At 65.3% G+C, this 17,699-nt stretch carries 11 protein-coding genes and 1 tRNA gene; 5 read left to right on the top strand and 7 right to left on the bottom strand.

What is annotated here, in order from left to right; translation table 11 throughout:
- The 5 genes from ASG84_RS18150 to ASG84_RS18170 all read right to left on the bottom strand — a co-directional run bounded on the left by ASG84_RS18150 (position 1) and on the right by ASG84_RS18170 (position 6,455).
- Positions 1 to 1,485, bottom strand: coding sequence for a peptidoglycan D,D-transpeptidase FtsI family protein (locus ASG84_RS18150; protein ID WP_057478391.1), 1,485 nt, complete (start codon positions 1,483 to 1,485; stop codon positions 1 to 3).
- The gene (locus tag ASG84_RS18155) at positions 1,482 to 2,939 is read right to left on the bottom strand and encodes an FtsW/RodA/SpoVE family cell cycle protein (RefSeq protein WP_057478392.1); all 1,458 of its coding nucleotides are present in this window, start codon (positions 2,937 to 2,939) and stop codon (positions 1,482 to 1,484) included. The genes ASG84_RS18150 and ASG84_RS18155 overlap by 4 nt, the downstream gene beginning before the upstream one ends.
- Positions 2,936 to 4,378 (bottom strand): PP2C family protein-serine/threonine phosphatase, encoded by a 1,443-nt coding sequence (locus ASG84_RS18160; RefSeq protein ID WP_057478393.1) that lies wholly within the window; start codon positions 4,376 to 4,378, stop codon positions 2,936 to 2,938. The genes ASG84_RS18155 and ASG84_RS18160 overlap by 4 nt, the downstream gene beginning before the upstream one ends.
- Positions 4,375 to 4,839 carry an FHA domain-containing protein FhaB/FipA gene (locus tag ASG84_RS18165; protein WP_027494977.1) on the bottom strand — a complete coding sequence of 155 codons (465 nt, stop codon included), beginning with the start codon at positions 4,837 to 4,839 and terminating at the stop codon, positions 4,375 to 4,377. The genes ASG84_RS18160 and ASG84_RS18165 overlap by 4 nt, the downstream gene beginning before the upstream one ends.
- A gap of 170 nt (positions 4,840 to 5,009) precedes the next feature.
- On the bottom strand, positions 5,010 to 6,455 hold the full coding sequence (locus ASG84_RS18170) for a DUF3662 and FHA domain-containing protein (RefSeq protein WP_057478394.1): 1,446 nt from the start codon (positions 6,453 to 6,455) through the stop codon (positions 5,010 to 5,012).
- A 207-nt stretch (positions 6,456 to 6,662) separates the two neighbouring features.
- Between ASG84_RS18170 and ASG84_RS18175 the strand changes: the two genes are divergently transcribed.
- The 4 genes from ASG84_RS18175 (at position 6,663) to ASG84_RS18190 (ending at position 14,333) form a co-directional block, all read left to right on the top strand.
- Positions 6,663 to 6,748: transfer RNA gene (locus ASG84_RS18175), tRNA-Leu, on the top strand.
- Positions 6,749 to 7,161: 413 nt separating this feature from the next.
- Positions 7,162 to 11,751, top strand: a complete 4,590-nt coding sequence (gene gltB / locus ASG84_RS18180; RefSeq protein WP_057478395.1) for a glutamate synthase large subunit — start codon at positions 7,162 to 7,164, stop codon at positions 11,749 to 11,751.
- Complete coding sequence (locus ASG84_RS18185; RefSeq protein WP_057478396.1) at positions 11,744 to 13,195, top strand: glutamate synthase subunit beta; 1,452 nt, start codon at positions 11,744 to 11,746, stop codon at positions 13,193 to 13,195. The genes gltB and ASG84_RS18185 overlap by 8 nt, the downstream gene beginning before the upstream one ends.
- Positions 13,196 to 13,430: 235 nt before the next feature.
- Positions 13,431 to 14,333 carry a cutinase family protein gene (locus ASG84_RS18190; protein ID WP_057478397.1) on the top strand — a complete coding sequence of 301 codons (903 nt, stop codon included), beginning with the start codon at positions 13,431 to 13,433 and terminating at the stop codon, positions 14,331 to 14,333.
- Here ASG84_RS18190 and ASG84_RS18195 read toward each other — a convergent pair.
- On the bottom strand, positions 14,312 to 15,838 hold the full coding sequence (locus ASG84_RS18195) for an MFS transporter (protein ID WP_057478398.1): 1,527 nt from the start codon (positions 15,836 to 15,838) through the stop codon (positions 14,312 to 14,314). The two genes, ASG84_RS18190 and ASG84_RS18195, sit on opposite strands and share 22 nt — an antisense overlap.
- A gap of 98 nt (positions 15,839 to 15,936) precedes the next feature.
- Here ASG84_RS18195 and ASG84_RS18200 point away from each other — a divergent pair, with 98 nt between their 5' ends.
- A complete protein-coding gene (locus ASG84_RS18200) occupies positions 15,937 to 16,233 on the top strand; it encodes a putative quinol monooxygenase (RefSeq protein WP_057478399.1) in 297 nt (98 codons plus the stop codon).
- Here ASG84_RS18200 and ASG84_RS18205 read toward each other — a convergent pair.
- Complete coding sequence (locus ASG84_RS18205; RefSeq protein ID WP_057478400.1) at positions 16,168 to 17,676, bottom strand: phage infection protein; 1,509 nt, start codon at positions 17,674 to 17,676, stop codon at positions 16,168 to 16,170. The two genes, ASG84_RS18200 and ASG84_RS18205, sit on opposite strands and share 66 nt — an antisense overlap.
- Between the last annotated feature and the right edge of the window lie 23 nt (positions 17,677 to 17,699).

Consider the following 17,699-nt stretch of genomic DNA (forward strand, 5'->3'; position numbering starts at 1 on the left):
TCACCTCCCCTGCAATGCGGCCGCGATGACGGCGCGCCCGATGGGTGCGGCCACGGAGCCACCGGTTGCGGCCAACGCTCGGTCTCCACCGTCTTCGACGATGACTGCGATGGCGACCTTGGGATCGCTCGCGGGCGCGAATCCGATGTACCAGGCATGGGGTGGGGTATTGCGTGGATCGGAACCATGCTCTGCGGTACCGGTTTTCGAGGCGATCTGGACTCCGGGGATCTTTCCCTCACCACTGGTGTTGTTCTCGGATCCGATCATCAGATCGGTCAGGGTTGCAGCGGTATCGGAGCTGATGGCCTCTCCCATGGACTTCGGCTGGTAGCTCGACAGGTCGGACAGGTCGGGAGATTGCAGCTGCTGCACCAGGTTCGGCGCCATCCGTACGCCACCGTTGGCGACCGTGGCGGCGATGACGGCGTCCTGCAAGGGGGTCAGCGCAACGTCGCGTTGGCCGATGCTGGACTGGCCGAGGGCCGCGTCGTCGTCGATCGGGCCGATGGTGCTGTCGGCCACGGGGAGCGGAATGGAGGTGTCCTCGCCGATACCGAAAGCGGCTGCGGCGTCGCGCATCTTGTCCACTCCGGTGTCGATGCCGAGCTCCACGAACGCGGTGTTGCACGACCGTGCGAACGCCTCGCGCAGGCTTGCCGTCTGGCCGCCCCCACACGTCGAACCGTTGTAGTTCTCGAGTGTCGTGGAGGTTCCCGGCAACGTGATGTTCGACGCGGCCGTGAGCTGGGTATCGGGCGTCGCACCCGATTCGAGTGCGGCGGCGGTGGTGATCACCTTGAAGGTGGATCCGGGGGGATAGGTCTGCGAGATGGCCCGGTTCACCATCGGCCTGGCCGGGTCGTTGCTCAGGTTCTCCCACGCTGCAGTCGTCGTGCTGCCGTCGTGGCTGGCCAACAGGTTGGGGTCGTAGCTGGGGGTGCTGGCCATGGCGAGGACGTTGCCGGTGGCGGGATCGAGTGCCACCACCGAACCGGTGTACCCCTTGGCGGTGAGTTGGTCGTATGCGACCTGCTGGACGACGGGATCGATGGTGGTGACGACGTTGCCGCCGCGCGGATCTCGGCCCGAGATGAGGTCGAACAGGCGCCCACCGAAGAGGCGGTCGTCGGATCCGTTGAGCACGGGGTCCTCGGCCCGCTCGAGGCCGTTGCTCGAGTACAGCATCGAGTAGTAGCCGGTGATCGGGGCGTTGGCCTGTGGGCTGGCCGGAGAGATCGAGTTCTGCGGGTAGGTACGCAGGTACTTGTAGCGGTCGTCGGTCGCGACGGAGGAGGCCAGAACCTGGCCGCCGGCCGAGATCTGACCGCGCTGGCGTGAGTACTCGTCGAGCAACACACGCGAGTTGCGTGGGTCGGTTCGCAGATCGTCGGCCTTGATGACCTGGAGGTAGGTGGCGTTGGCGAGCAACGCGACGACCATGACCATCACGGCGATGGACACGCGGCGCAGAGGAGTGTTCATGGGCGCTTCACCATTTCGGTCGGAGCGTCCGCGATAGGTGCTGCAGGAGTGGGCTTCTTCTTCGGGGTTGCCGGCTCACGGGCTGCATCGGAGATCTTGATCAGCAGTGCGAGCAGCAGGTAGTTGGCGAGAAGCGAAGATCCTCCGTAGGACAGAAACGGCGTGGTGAGTCCGGTGAGCGGAATGAGCTTGGTGACGCCGCCGACGACGACGAACAGTTGGATTGCGATGGTGAACGACAAGCCGGCGGCCAGCAGTTTGCCGAAGCTGTCCCGGACGGCCAGCGCTGTGCGCAGGCCCCGAATGATGAACAGCAAGTAGAGGATCAGCACTGCAGTCAGACCGATGAGGCCGAGTTCTTCGCCGACGGTTGCGATGATGAAGTCCGTCTTGGCGAACGGCACCTGGGACGGCCGGCCGCTTCCGAGTCCGGTACCCGCCAATCCGCCGGTGGCGAAGCTGAACATCGATTGGACGATCTGATAGCCGGTGTCGTTGTAGTCGTCGAACGGGTGCAGCCAGGTGTCGGTTCGGATCTTGACGTGGCCGAAGACCTGATACGCGAACAGGAATCCGACGATCAGCAGGCCGAACCCGATGATCAACCAGCCGACCCGCTCGGTCGCGATGTAGATCATCACGAGCACGGTTCCGAAGATCAACAGCGATGTGCCGAGGTCCTTCTCGAACACCAGCACTGCGACCGAGACGATCCAGACGACCAGAATCGGACCCAGATCGCGGGCTCGCGGGAAGTCCATCCCCAGCACGTGTTTGCCCGCGACGGTGAACAATTCGCGCTTGGCGACCAGCAGTGAAGCGAAGAAGATGAGCAGCAGGATCTTCGCGAACTCGCCGGGCTGAATGCTGAAGCCGGGCAGTCGGATCCAGATCTTCGATCCGTTGACCTCCGAGAACGCGGACGGCAGCATCGCCGGGATGGCGAGAAGAATCAGGCCCGCGAGCCCGACGGTGTAGCCGTAGCGGGCCAGCGTGCGGTAATCGCGCAGCAGCACCAACAACGCCACGAAACCGGCGATCGCCAGCGTCGTCCACAGCACCTGCTGGTTGGCGTCGAGCGACGGAATCGGGTTGCCGAGATACTGCGCCTGCTGCTGATCGGCCAGGTCGAGTCGGTGGATGAGCACCAGCCCGAGGCCGTTGAGGAGTGCCACGATCGGGAGCAGCAGCGGATCGGCATGCGGGGCGAAGCGTCGTACGGCCAAGTGCGCCACGGTCATCAGTGCGAGATACGCGAGCGCGTACTTCGCGAGATCCCAGGTGATGGTCTGCTCCTGGCTGGCCTCGACCAACACCAACGAGATCGTCGTGATCAGAACTGCAGCGCCGAGCAGAAGCAACTCCACTCCGCGCCGGTTCGATTGGATCGGTGCAGGAGCGAACCCTCCGGGCGGACTCGGAAAGGACCCTCCGGTGGAGGCGGGGGAACTCATCGAGTACCGGTCCTGCAGTTCTGGCCGGGGACCTGCGGAACCGTCGGTGTCGGCACCGCAGTTGTTGTCGGCGCCGCCTCAGGGACCGGCTCCGCGGCCGGTGGCAACGGGACCCCTGGAGGCGGAATGATCGTCGTCGTGGGGGTCGGTTCGGGGGTGGTGGTGACGGCGGTCTCGGTCTCGCACACCGGCAGCAGGTCACCCGACGCCAGGCGCTCGACCTGGCCACGTGCGTCGTTCAGGGATCCCGACGGCAAGCCGGCCGTGACCTGCTCGCGTGCGGCAGGCAGAAGGTCGTCGATCTCGAAGGGAACACAGTCCGCAGGCGCGGCATCGGGAGCGGTCAGTGTGACGGCTCCGTCGCCGTCGAGGCAGCCGGTCAGTTCCACGCTCTGCAGCGAGTACCCCAGTACCGAGCCGGGCAGGCCCCGCAGAACCGTGACCTTGCTGTTGTCGGCGCCGACGTAGTAGTTGCCCTTGATGATCGAATTGGCAACGAGCGCACCGATTGCCGCCAGCACCACCAGGGTCAGGGCGATCAGAGTCCAGCGCAGCTTGTGCGACTTCTTCTCCGGGGTGACCACGGGGGTGGTGACGCGTTTGGGCGTCGAGCGGGGCGGTCGCATTGCCGCGGCGCGTCCTGCTGCGGTGTTGGGGGGAGGAGCGTCCTCCTCGTCCTCGGTGCTGGCGGCGCCACCGAGGATGGGATGGCTCTGTCCGTAGTCGAGGTCGATGACATCGGCGACGACGACGGTCACGTTGTCGGGTCCACCGCTGCGCAGTGCGAGTTCGATGAGGCGATCGGCGCAGGGACCGGTCTCACCCTCGTTCATCGTGTTCTCGATGGTTTCGTCACTGACGACATCGGACAGGCCGTCGGAGCACAGCAGGTAACGGTCGCCTGCCCGTACTTCCCGTACGGTCAGCGTCGGCTCGATCTCGTTGCCGGTGAGGGCACGCATGATCAGCGATCGCTGCGGGTGGGTGTGCGCCTGCTCGGCGGTGATGCGGCCCTCGTCGACGAGTGATTGGACGAAGGTGTCGTCGCGGGTGATCTGGGTCAGCGATCCGTCGCGCAGCATGTATGCGCGAGAGTCGCCGATGTGAACGAGCCCGATTCGCTTGCCCGCGAACAGAATTGCTGTCAATGTGGTGCCCATGCCGTCGAGCTCGGGCTCGTCCTCGACCTGATCGGCGATGGATGCGTTGCCTTCACGGGTGGCTGCCTCGAGCTTCCCGAGCAGATCCTCCCCGGGCTCGTCGTCGTCGAGGTGGGCCAACGCGGCGATCATCAACTGGGAGGCCACTTCACCGGCAGCGTGCCCGCCCATACCGTCTGCCAGTGCCAACAGTCGAGCTCCGGCGTACACCGAGTCCTCGTTGTTGGAGCGGACGAGACCGCGGTCGCTGCGAGCGGCATAACGAAGAACGAGGGTCACGGGCGCAACTCGATCACGGTCTTGCCGACACGAACGGGGGTTCCGAGAGGTACGCGCACTGCGGTGGTCACCTTTGCTCGGTCGAGGTAGGTACCGTTGGTCGAGCCGAGGTCCTCGACGTACCAATCCCCGCCACGAGGGGAGAGGCGGGCGTGTCGGGTGGACGAATAGTCGTCTGTCAGAACGAGAGTCGAATCGTCTGCGCGTCCGATGAGGACAGGCTGCGTACCGAGCGAGATGCGCGTTCCGGCGAGACCGCCCTGGGTCACCACGAGGTACTTGGCCACCTTCTGCTTGTTGAACGACGGAAGAACTTTGGAGCCACCGGAGTAGCGGGCGGGCACTCGCATGCCTGCGGCCGCGTAGATGTCACTGCGCAGGGTGCGAAGGACGGCCCAGACGAAGAACCACAGCAGAAGCAGGAAGCCCGCCCTGGTCAGTTGCAGAATCAATCCCTGCACGACGATTCACCTCCTCCTTCGCGATCGGACCTGCTCCCCACCCGCGTGAACGTTGCGGCGCGGCAGACATGGTTGTCTCGCAGCATCATAGGGTGAAGCCGCTCGGGTGGACGACATTCGGGTGGACGAGCACGAGAGTCGACCATCACTCGTGCCTGGCAGCCCGTGTGTCAGACGATCCGGACCAGAATTTCGGAATGCCCGGCCCTGATGACGTCGCCGTCGGCCAGCTGCCAGTCCTGAACGGGGGCACCGTTGACGGTGGTGCCGTTGGTGGAGCCGAGATCGGAGAGCATGGCCACGCGGCCGTCCCAGCGAATCTCGATGTGTCGTCGCGAGACACCGGTATCGGGCAGCCGGAACTGTGCGTCCTGGCCGCGGCCGATGATGTTCTGACCGTCACGGAGCTGGAAGTAGCGGCCACTGCCGTCTTCGAGCTGCAGGGTGGCTGCGAGCGACTGAGCCTGACCGGCGTACGCGGCGGGCTGGTCGTAGCCGTACCCGCCGTTGCGATCGCCCGCGCCCTGCGGGTAGCCACGGCCGTAGGCAGCCGGGGCAGCCGGGTAGTCGTATGCAGGCTGCTGGTAGCCGGGCTGCTGATATCCGGCTGCCTGGGGCTCGGCGTACTGTCCCGACTGGTCGCTGTAAGCCTGCTCCTGATAGGGGGCCTCGGAGTAGGCACCGCCGTCGGCACCGTTGTACTGGTACCCCTGGGCGTCGTACCCCTGCGCGTTGTAGCCCTGGGCGTCATAGCCTTGCGCGTTGTAGCCCTGCGCGTCGTAACCCTGGTCCTGACCGTGGGGATGACCGTAGGCGTGCGGGTCGTAGCCCTGGTCCTGGCCGCCCGCGGCGCTGTATGCCTGACCCTGGTCGGCATACTGCTGCTCGTCGTAGCCCTGGCCGTTGTACGGCTGCTGGTCGTAACGCGGATCGTAATCGGCAGGCGCGTAGGCCTGGGCGTCGTAACCGTTCTGCTCATGCGCGGCGTAGCGGGGATCCTGGCCACCGGCATAACCGTTGCGAGCGCGCGGATCGGGACGTTGACCGTCCGCGGGGTCGCGCTGCGGGTCGTAGCCTGGGTTCTGCGTCATGTGGCCGGCTCCTGGTATCGACATCGGTGGGGCAGACGGTCGCTGCGTGGCTGAAGGGACGGGACTGGGTGCCGGCTCGGCCGAAACGTTCTGCTGGGCCGACGGGCCGTGCTGCGCAGACGGGTTCGGTGCAGCAGTCGCCGATCGTCCCACATCGGGGTCGACCGAGCCACTGGCCCGGAATTGACCGGTGTGCAGAGTGGGCGACGGCTCGAAGCGAACCACCACGTCACCGTAGGTCTGCCACCCCTGATCGCGGATGTAATCGTCGAGGTGGCGCGAAAACGCCTTGACCGTGAGTTCTCGATCGCCGGCGAGCTCGGCGTGATCCGAGCTGTTGATGGTGATCACATAGCTGTTGGGTGCCAGTTGGTGGCCGCCGTCGAGGGGCCGAACCAGATCCGACGCCTCCTGTTGGAGCGCCGCCTCTACCTCGGCCGGTACGACGCCACCGCCGAACACGCGGGCGAAGACGTCGCCGACAGCGCCCTGAAGCTTGCGTTCGAAACGCTGAACGATGCCCATCGTGACCCCTCCTCTCACTGTGTTCTTCCACCGTGTGGTGCCTGCAGGTGCGCAGGGTGCGACAGCCGCGTGTCATCACGAGGGCGCGCTCCAAGCATGATATACGGTGCCGCCGACGCAGACCGCGTGCCGCCGCCCGCTCCGGACGACGCGAGGCCGCGATTTTCGGGCGCGGCAGGGTGCGTGTTAGTGTTCTCGCCGTCACCCGGGCGGGTGGCGGAATGGCAGACGCGCTGGCTTCAGGTGCCAGTGTCCTTCGGGACGTGGGGGTTCAAGTCCCCCTCCGCCCACCACACTGGTCGCAGCTGATCTCGAATCGCTGCGGCCAGTTTTTTTATGTGGTGACAGTCGGATCGTCTTACACGCGTGTACTTTTCGGTCGGTGCACCGCCGGCGTCCCGAGAGGGGCCCGATACCTCGACGAATGTCCGGAAAATCGCAGGTGAGAGCCCACAGTAGGCTTACCTTATTTGCGGGGGTACCCAGGTGCTGACTTATCGTTCGTAATTGGATCGGCCTCACCACGGCCGAATCCGTCGAGACCCTCACTTTTCTATCACGTGCCTACCCGCCCGTGCAGAGGAAAGCGTCGACGATCGACAGGTGCTGCTTCAACGGCGAGGACGCACCGCAGGCCGTTCGAGCAGCCGGTTACACCACACCGTCGCCGACGAGTTTCAAGGCTGGACTTATCCGAAGGCTAGGTATGAAGCACACTCCGGGCCCGCAAGGCCTCTACGACCCCGTCAACGAGCACGACTCCTGTGGTGTCGCGTTCGTGGTGGACATGCACGGTCGCCGCAGTCGCGACATCGTCGAGAAGGCGATCACCGCACTGGTCAACCTCGAGCACCGCGGTGCTGCCGGTTCCGAACCGAACACCGGTGACGGTGCAGGCATTCTCATCCAGGTTCCGGACGCGTTCTTCCGCGCCGTCGTAGATTTCGAACTCCCCGCTGCCGGTGCCTACGCCACCGGCGTCGCATTCCTGCCGCAGGGCCGCAGCGACGCAGCACGCGCCTGCGAGGGCGTCGAGCGCATCGTCGAGAGCGAGGGCCTGGCGGTTCTCGGTTGGCGTGACGTTCCCACCGACGACTCGTCCCTCGGCGCGCTCGCTCGCGACGCGATGCCGACCTTCCGTCAGCTGTTTCTCGCCGCACCCGACGCATCGGTCACCGATCTCGATCTGGAGCGTCGCGCGTTCGTCATTCGCAAGCGCGTCGAGCACGAGTTGGGCGAAGAGGGCGCGGGCAAGGACGGCCCCGGCCGCGAGACGGTGTACTTCCCGTCGCTGTCCTCGCAGACCTTCGTCTACAAGGGCATGCTGACGACGCCTCAGCTCAAGGGCTTCTACCTCGATCTGCAGGACGAGCGAGTGGAAAGCGCACTCGGCCTTGTGCATTCGCGCTTCTCGACCAACACGTTCCCGTCGTGGCCGCTGGCGCACCCGTTCCGGCGCGTCGCGCACAACGGTGAGATCAACACCGCCACCGGCAACGAGAACTGGATGCGCGCCCGCGAGGCGCTCATCACCTCCGACGTGTTCGGCGGCTCCGAGGCGCTCGAGAAGATCTTCCCGGTCGTCACCCACGGAGCAAGCGACACAGCACGTTTCGACGAGGTGCTCGAACTGCTGCACCTCGGTGGACGTAGCCTGCCGCACGCCGTGCTGATGATGATTCCCGAGGCCTGGGAGCGGCACGAGTCCATGGATCCCGCGCGTCGGGCGTTCTACAAGTACCACTCCTCGCTGATGGAGCCCTGGGACGGACCTGCTTCGGTGTGCTTCACCGACGGCACCGTCATCGGCGCGGTCCTCGATCGGAACGGTCTTCGTCCGAGCCGGCTATGGGTCACCGACGACGGCCTGGTCGTCATGGCATCCGAGGTCGGCGTTCTCGACATCGACCCGTCCAAGGTCGTCCGCAAGGTTCGGCTGCAGCCGGGCCGGATGTTCCTGGTGGACACCGCGCAGGGACGCATCGTCTCCGACGACGAGATCAAGGACGAACTCGCCGCCGAGCATCCATATCAGCAGTGGCTCGACGAGGGTCTGACCTCGATCGACGACCTGCCCGAGCGCCCGCACGTGCACATGCCGCACGATCGCGTTCTCATCCGGCAGCAGATCTTCGGTTACACCACCGAGGAACTGAACGTGCTGGTCTCCCCGATGGCGAAGTCCGGTGCCGAGGCCATCGGGTCCATGGGCACCGATACGCCCATCGCGATCTTGTCGGCTCGCCCGCGGATGTTGTTCGATTACTTCTCACAGCTGTTCGCGCAGGTGACGAACCCGCCGCTCGACGCGATCCGCGAAGAGATCGTCACCAGCCTCGGCGGCACGATCGGCCCCGAGGGCGATCTGCTCAACCCGAATGCCGACAGCTGCAAGCAGATCGTGCTGCCGCAGCCGATCCTGCACAACGACGATCTCGCCAAGCTCGTGCACATCAACGACGAAGGCACGCAGGAAGAGCTTCGTTCGGTGGTCGTGCGCGGCCTGTACGCAGTTGCCGAGGGCGGCGAAGGTCTCCGAAAGTCGTTGGAGGCCATCCGCGCTCAGGTTTCCGCTGCGATCTCGGGTGGCGCACGGATCATCGTGCTCTCCGACCGCGAGTCCAGTGAGAAGCTCGCGCCGATCCCGTCGTTGCTGCTGACCTCCGCAGTGCACCACCACCTGGTTCGGGAGAAGACCCGGACCAAGGTCGGTCTGATCATCGAGGCCGGTGACGCCCGCGAGGTGCACCACATGGCTCTGCTCATCGGATTCGGTGCGGCAGCGGTCAATCCGTACATGGCCTTCGAGTCGATCGAGGACATGATCGAGCGCGGCGCGCTCACCGACATCGACTTCGACAAAGCCGTCGGCAACTACATCAAGGCCGCAGGCAAGGGCGTGCTGAAGGTGATGTCCAAGATGGGCATCTCGACGCTCGCGTCGTACACCGGAGCCCAGTTGTTCCAGGTCATCGGCCTTTCGCAGGAATTGGTCGACGAGTACTTCACCGGACTCAACAGCCACCTCGGCGGCATCGATCTCGATCAAGTGGCCGACGACGTCGCAGCGCGACATGCGGTCGCATACCTCGACAACCGTCAGGAACGCGCTCACCGTGAGCTGGAAACGGGCGGCGAGTACCAGTGGCGGCGCGAGGGGGAGTACCACCTCTTCAACCCCGACACCGTCTTCAAGCTGCAGCACTCCACCCGCACCGGTCAGTACGACGTCTTCAAGGAATACACGAAGATGGTCGACGACCAGTCCGAGCGGCTCGCGTCTCTGCGCGGTCTGTTCCGCTTCAAGACGGAAGAGCGACAGTCGATTTCGATCGACGAGGTCGAGCCGGCAAGCGAGATCGTCAAGCGGTTCTCCACGGGCGCGATGAGCTACGGCTCCATCTCGGCCGAGGCGCACGAGACCCTCGCCATCGCGATGAACCGTCTCGGCGGACGGTCGAACTCCGGTGAGGGCGGCGAGGATGTCGCACGATTCACCCCCGACGAGAACGGTGATTCGCGTCGATCCGCCGTCAAGCAGGTCGCGTCGGGACGTTTCGGAGTCACCTCGCACTACCTGACCAACTGCACCGACATCCAGATCAAGATGGCGCAGGGAGCCAAGCCCGGTGAGGGCGGCCAGCTTCCGGCGCACAAGGTGTACCCGTGGGTCGCCGAGGTTCGGCATTCGACGCCCGGCGTCGGCCTGATCTCGCCGCCGCCGCACCACGACATCTACTCGATCGAGGATCTCGCACAGCTGATCCACGACCTGAAGAACGCCAACCCGCAGGCCCGCATCCACGTGAAGCTGGTCTCCGAGGTCGGCGTCGGAACGGTCGCGGCCGGTGTGTCCAAGGCGCACGCCGACGTGGTGCTCATCTCGGGCCACGACGGCGGCACCGGCGCAACGCCGCTGACGTCGGTCAAGCACGCAGGTGGACCGTGGGAGCTCGGCCTGGCCGAGACCCAGCAGACGTTGCTGCTCAACGGTCTTCGTGACCGCATCGTCGTGCAGGTCGACGGTCAGCTCAAGACCGGCCGTGACGTCATGGTCGCCGCGCTGCTCGGCGGCGAGGAGTTCGGTTTCGCCACCGCTCCCCTCGTGGTCTCGGGCTGCATCATGATGCGCGTCTGCCATCTCGATACCTGCCCCGTCGGTGTTGCCACGCAGAACCCGTTGCTGCGCAAGCGTTTCGCGGGTCAGCCCGAGTTCGTCGAGAACTTCTTCATGTTCATCGCCGAGGAGGTTCGCGAGCTCATGGCCGAGCTCGGGTTCCGCACACTCGACGAGGCCGTCGGCCAGGTGGGTCTGCTGGATACCACTGCGGCCAAGGAGCATTGGAAGGCGTCGAAGCTGGATCTGTCGCCGATCCTCGAAGAGGTCGAATCGGCCTTCATGAACCAGAACCTCTACAACACCGGGGTTCAGGATCACGGCCTCGACAAGGCGCTGGATCAGCAGCTCATCGCGGCCAGTCGCAACGCGTTGGACAAGGGCGAGAAGGTCGTCTTCGAATCCAAGATCACCAACGTCAACCGCACCGTCGGAACGATGCTCGGGCACGAGGTCACCAAGGCATACGGCGGCGTCGGGCTCCCGGACGACACGATCGATATCACGTTCACCGGTTCGGCCGGCAACAGTTTCGGTGCGTTCGTACCGTCCGGAATGACGTTGCGGCTGCACGGTGACGCGAACGACTTCGTGGGTAAGGGACTGTCGGGCGGACATCTCGTCCTGCGGCCGTCGTTGAGTGCGCCCAAGGGATTCGTCGCCGAGGACAACATCATCGGCGGCAACGTCTTCCTCTTCGGTGCCACCAGCGGCGAGGCTCTCATCCGCGGTGTCGTCGGCGAGCGGTTCGCCGTACGTAACTCCGGCGCGGAGGCCGTCGTCGAAGGCGTCGGCGATCACGGGTGCGAGTACATGACCGGCGGCAAGGTGGTCATTCTCGGCACGACGGGCCGTAACTTCGGTGCCGGCATGTCCGGCGGTGTCGCGTTCATCTTCGATCCGAACAAGACGTTCGAGGCCAACCTCAACACCGAGCTGGTCGACATCGACGAGCTCGAGGGCGACGAATTCACTTGGTTGAAGGACATCGTCACTCGTCACCAGGAGCAGACCGGCTCCGAGGTGGCCGAGCGGATCCTCGCGGACTGGTCACAGCAGGTGAACCATTTCGTGAAGGTCATGCCTCGCGACTACAAGAAGGTACTGCTGGCCATCTCCGAAGCCGAGAAGAGCGGCGCGGACGTGGACGAAGCGATCATGGAGGCAGCTCGTGGGTGACCCACAGGGATTTTTGAAGAACACGGTTCGCGAAGTACCGAAGCGGCGGCCCGTCGATCTGCGCCTGATGGACTGGAAAGAGGTCTACGAGGACTTCTCGAAGGACACTCTGCGTACCCAGGCCAGCCGGTGCATGGATTGTGGTATTCCGTTCTGCCACAACGGTTGTCCGCTCGGAAACCTGATTCCCGAGTGGAACGACCTGGTGTTCAAGGACCGCTGGCGCGACAGCATCGATCGCCTGCACGCCACCAACAACTTTCCGGAGTTCACCGGACGGTTGTGCCCGGCTCCGTGCGAGGCGGCGTGTGTCCTGGGCATCAACCAGGATCCGGTGACGATCAAGCAGGTCGAGGTCGAGATCATCGACAAGGCCTTCGAAGAGGGCTGGGTGACGCCGGTCTACCCGACGCATCTGACCGGTAAGACCGTCGCCGTCGTCGGCTCCGGACCCGCGGGACTTGCTGCAGCGCAGCAGCTCACCCGCGCCGGCCACACCGTCACGGTGTTCGAGCGTGCCGATCGCATCGGTGGACTGCTGCGGTACGGCATCCCCGAGTTCAAGATGGAGAAGCGCCACATCGATCGACGGCTCGCACAGATGGAGGCCGAGGGCACCGTCTTCCGCACCGGCGTCGATGTGGGCGTGGACATCTCGGCCGACGAACTGCGCGAGCAGTTCGACGCCGTCGTTCTCTCCGGCGGAGCCACCGCATGGCGCGACCTGCCCATCGAGGGCCGCGAACTCGACGGCATCTACCAGGCCATGGAGTTCCTGCCGCACGCCAATCGCGTCCAGCAGGGCGACTTCGCGGCGCCGCCCGTCAGCGCCGAGGGCAAGAAGGTCGTCATCATCGGCGGCGGCGACACCGGTGCCGACTGCTTGGGCACCTCGCACCGTCAGGGCGCGGCTAGCGTGCACCAGTTCGAGATCATGGCCCGTCCGCCCGAAGAGCGTGCGACGTCCACCCCGTGGCCGACGTATCCGCTGATGTACCGCGTCGCGTCGGCACACGAAGAGGGTGGCGAGCGCGTCTTCTCCGTCAACACCGAGCGTTTCGTCGGTGCAGACGGCAAGGTCACCGCACTCGAAGCCTGCGAGGTCGAGTTCAAGGCCGGCAAGTTCGAGAAGGTCGAGGGCAGCGAATTCACCCTCGAGGCCGATCTCGTGTTGCTCGCCATGGGATTCGTCGGACCGGACAAGGGCGGTCTGCTGACCGACCTGGGCGTCGACTTCAACCAGCGCGGCAACGTGGAGCGCACCAACGAATGGGTCACCAACGTCCCCGGCGTCTTCGTGGCCGGAGACATGGGCCGCGGCCAGTCGCTCATCGTGTGGGCCATCGCCGAGGGCCGCTCCTGCGCGGCCGCCGTCGACACGTTCCTGCAGGGAGCAACGGCACTGCCGTCGCCGATCGTTCCTACCCAGGCACCGCAGCGGTAGGTAGTTGTCCGCCCCTCCCGTCGGGATCAATGTCCCTTTCTTGCACTCTGAGTGACTGAAAGCCACATTGATCCCGACGGAAGTGGGCGATACCGACGGCGGGCGGGCGGGCGAAGAGACAACCGTGTGACGGACGGTTACGTCCGTTAACCATGTAGGCATCTGATGGTCACAGGCCCCTGGCATTGTCAGGATCGAACAACGAAACGTTCGATCACCAGTGAGGCCCCCTCCCATGAGTGTCAAGAAGTTCTGCGCCGGTGTCGGCGTCGCTGCAGCCGTTGCGTCCGGTCTGGTGGTCGGAGCGTCGCCCGCTGCCGCTGACCCCGGCGACTGCCCGTCGATGTACGTCGTCGCGATTCCGGGGACGTGGGAGACCAGCTCGGGTGCCGCCCCGAAGCCCGGGATGCTCACCGATGTCACCGATCGTCTCGGCGACGGCATTCGCACCGACTACGTTTCGTATCCCGCCACCGCGTTCCCGTGGGAGGGCGAGGTCTACGGGCAGTCGCGCGCAGCTGCGGTAGCCAATGCCGGCGGGATGCTGAAGGCGGTGGCAGATCGTTGCGGCGCAACAAAACTGGGCATCATCGGATACAGCCAGGGAGCCGACGCGGCTGGTGATCTCGCCGCAGCCATCGGCACCGGCGTCGGCATCGTCCCCGCGGACAAGGTGGTTGCGGTGGGTCTGATCTCCGACCCCAAGCGCTCCGACACCGACGCCCTCGTCGGGCCTGCCGTGGTGGGCACCGGTGTCGGCGGCCCACGCGTCGGCGGCTTCGGCTACGTCAGCCCCGTGGTGCGAACGTTCTGTGCCGTCGGCGATCTGTACTGCTCGACGCCGAAGGACGATTACGTGGCCCGATTGGCCGGCTTCCTGGCCGTCTCGTCCAACCCCGCGCCCGATGTGGCCGACCAGTACGCGCAGGAAGCGCAGTCGTTGATCGGCGATCTCGCGGCTGCGGGTGGGCTCCCGGTCCTGCAGGGCCAGCTCACCGACCAGGCGAACGAACAGCGCCGCCGAGAGATCGAAGCGTTCTACCGCTCCGGTATCCATCAGGAGTACCAGAGCTACGACGTCGACGGCGGTCAGTCGGCGACACGGTGGTTGGCGCGCTACTTGGCCGACGCGGTCTGACGACGTAGCAGTACGAAGACGACCAGCGCACTGACGGCCATCAGACCTGCGCTCCACCCGGCAGCAAGGTTGAAGCCGTCGACGAAGGACGAGTTGGCGACGGCGGACAGCTGCGAGGCGAACGGCTCCGGTAGGTAGTCGGCGACGGCGGTGGCACCACCGATGGTTTCCCGGGCGGGGTCGGCGACCTCGCTGGGCGTGCCCACCGGGATGGCGTCTTCCATGCGGTGACGGTAGACGGTGCTGCCGATCGTGCCGAGGATCGCGATGCCGACGGCCCCGCCCAATTCGGCTCCGGTCTCCGACAATGCCGATGCGGCACCGGCCTTCTCGGGTGCGGCGGCGGTGAGCACGATATCGGAATTGAGGGTCGATGCCGCTCCGATACCGAACGTCACCATTGCCATGCCGGTGAGCAGTAGCGGCAGGCCCGAGTCGGCGGCGATGAAGACCATTGCGGCGCAGCCGAAGGCGATGAACAGTAGGCCACCGGCGATGATGGTGCCGGTCTGGAGCACCTTGCTCAGTGTTGGCGCGAGGACGGCTCCGGCCCCCGCCGCGACGGCAGGTATGAGCAGCCACAGTCCGGCTTCGAGGGGTCCGAACCCGACGACGAGCTGAAGGTATTGCGAGGCGAACAGGCTGAACCCGGTCATCGCGAATATGACCAGGAACTGCACGACAACCGCTGCACTGAAGGCGCGTTCGGCGAAGAGCGTGACGTCGATCAGCGGGTTCGCGGCCTTTCTCTGCCGGATGACGAACACCGTGCCGACTGCGAGTCCGACGACGGCGGTGATGATCGTCGTTGCATCGATCCCGTCCTGCGCGCCGTGTTTGATGGCGTAGACGATGAAGAGCATCGAGGAGATCGCGAGTATCACGCTGATCGGATCGAACTTCCCGGGGTCCGAATCCTTGAACTCGGGCACCAGTAGCGGTGCGGCGACGAAGAGCACCACCATGATCGGAATGTTGATCAGGAACACCGAACCCCACCAGAAGTGTTCCAACAGAACACCTCCGATGACAGGACCCACGGCGGCGCCCCCGGCGAAACCTGCCGTCCACAGTCCGATGGCTTCCTTCCGCTGAGCGGGGTCGTGAAACATGTTGCGTATCAACGACAGTGTGCTCGGCGCAATGGTCGCTCCACCGACTCCCAACAGAGCGCGTGCCACGAGAAGCATTTCGGGCGAGGTGGAGAACGTCGCGGCGAGCGACGCTGCACCGAACACGACGGCCCCGATCATCAGCAGGGTGCGCCTGCCGATTCGATCACCGAGAGAGCCCATCGTGATGAGCAGGCCGGCGAGGAGAAATCCGTAGATGTCGAGAATCCACAGCGTCTGATTGCTGGTGGGTTCGAGATCGGCCGTCATGAACGGCAGGGCCAGATAGAGCACCGACATGTCCATCGACACGACGAGAATGGGGACCACCAGTACTGCGAGGCCCAGCCAATCCTTCTTCGTGGCGCGCTGCTCGATAGTCCTGTGGCTCACTGTGACTTCCCTTTCCGTACGGACACCTCAGCTTAGGGGTGTCGGGAGTACGTTCGGTGAGGAAAGTGGAACTCGCCGAACGAAGGAAACATCACCTCATGAGCAACGATCTGAAGGTTGTCGCGACGATTATCGCCAAGCCCGACGCAGTCGACGCCGTGCGCGACGGATTGTCGGCCCTGGTCGCCGAAACCCGGAAGGAAGAGGGCAACATCTCGTACGAGCTGTTCGAGTCGGCGGTAGAGCCGGGAACCTTCATCACCGTCGAGTTGTGGAAGTCGCAGGAGGACCTGGACGGTCACATGCAGACTCCACATCTGCAGCACGCGCTAAGCGAGTTCGGTGCCCATCTCGCGGCCCCGCCCGCCATCCACCCGCTCCGGCCCGTCGGCTGAGTTGCCCCGCGCGCTCACGTACACGAGTGCCGAGACAGCCAGTAGAGCTACCGTGGCACCGATCGCGAGCCAACCGGTCCCGCTCATCTCGCCCGACGCGATGATGCGGGCACCGGCGGCGGTGTAGCTCATCGGCATGAATGCGGCGAGGTCGCTCCAGATGGGTGCCGTCGATGCGTACGCAAAACCGCAGACGACGACCTGCACTGCGAGGGCGACAACGTTGACGATCTGTCCGACGACGGCACCGAGCACGCGTTGAATTGCGCCCGCTGCGGCGAGATACGCCGCGGCGGAGACGACGAGGAACACGCCCGCTCCGATCACCGGCCCGAGGGCCGCATCGGTGGCGAAGGCGAATGCGAAGGCGGCGCTGACGCCCACCGCGGCGACGGCCGCTCCGACAGCGAGCCAGCGCGGCTTGGTGTCCTTGCCCAGAACACGCACGAGGCTGACGCAGCCAAGAGCTCCGAGAGCCACGAGGGCGGCGATCAGGTACGGGGTGGCCCCGGTGCCGGTGCTCGTCGACGTGGTTGCGACGTTCTGTTCGGAGGTGGCGTCGTCGGTGGCGGCAGTGGTTCCCGGCGGAAGGGCCGCGGAGGCGTCGCGCACGTTGGTGGCGATGCCGTTGACAATCCCCTCGACCGGCTTGACCGACGTCACGAGCTGATCGGTGCCGGCCTTGAGCTGCTGGCCGCCGTCGTCGAGTTGGCCGAGTCCGTCACGCAACTGCACAGTGGCGTCGCCGAGCTGCGCGGTGGCTCCGAGGAACTGACTGTTCGGGTCGTTGAGTTCCGTCGACAGCTGCTGGGCACCGCCCTTGAGGGTCTGCAGCTGAGCCAGCGTATCGGGACCGAACGCCTGAGTGTTGAGGTTGTCGATGACGCCGCGGATCTCGCCAGAAATCGCGTCGGATCCCGGATGTGGGAAACGATCGACCGTGTCTGCCGTGGCGGCGAGCTTCGCGGTGAAGTCGGCCTGCAGAGCTCCGAATCCGGCGAGCTGGTCGACGACCTGGTCGACGCCACCGCTGATCTGCGATGCGCCGTCTCCGAGCTGACCGATGCCGTCGCGGTATTGGCCGAACCCGTCGGCGAGCTGGATGGTTCCGTCGTGCGCCTGGGTGATGCCGTCGGCGAGCTGCCCGACGCCGTCGTTGAGCTGCGTTCCGCCCTGGGTCAGCTGACCGATGCCACTGGAGAGAAACGTGATCGGGAGCGAGGCGCTGTTGAGACTGGTCCTGGCCTTCGACAGGGGATCTGCCGACGCCTGCTCCGGTGCCGGTGCCTGCTCGGTGTCGGCCACGACGGTGGTCGTGTCGGCAGCGGACTCACCACCGAGGTCGTAGCCGGTGCCGAGTGCAAAAGCACCCACCGCCACCAGTGGAAACGCCAGTGCGGTGAGAGCAACGGCAGGACGTCGGAAGATACGCAGTTCACCCATGATGAGTTCGAGGCTAACTGCCG

Source organism: Rhodococcus sp. Leaf278, from assembly GCF_001426085.1.
In the GTDB taxonomy this organism is placed as follows: Bacteria; Actinomycetota; Actinomycetes; order Mycobacteriales; family Mycobacteriaceae; genus Rhodococcoides.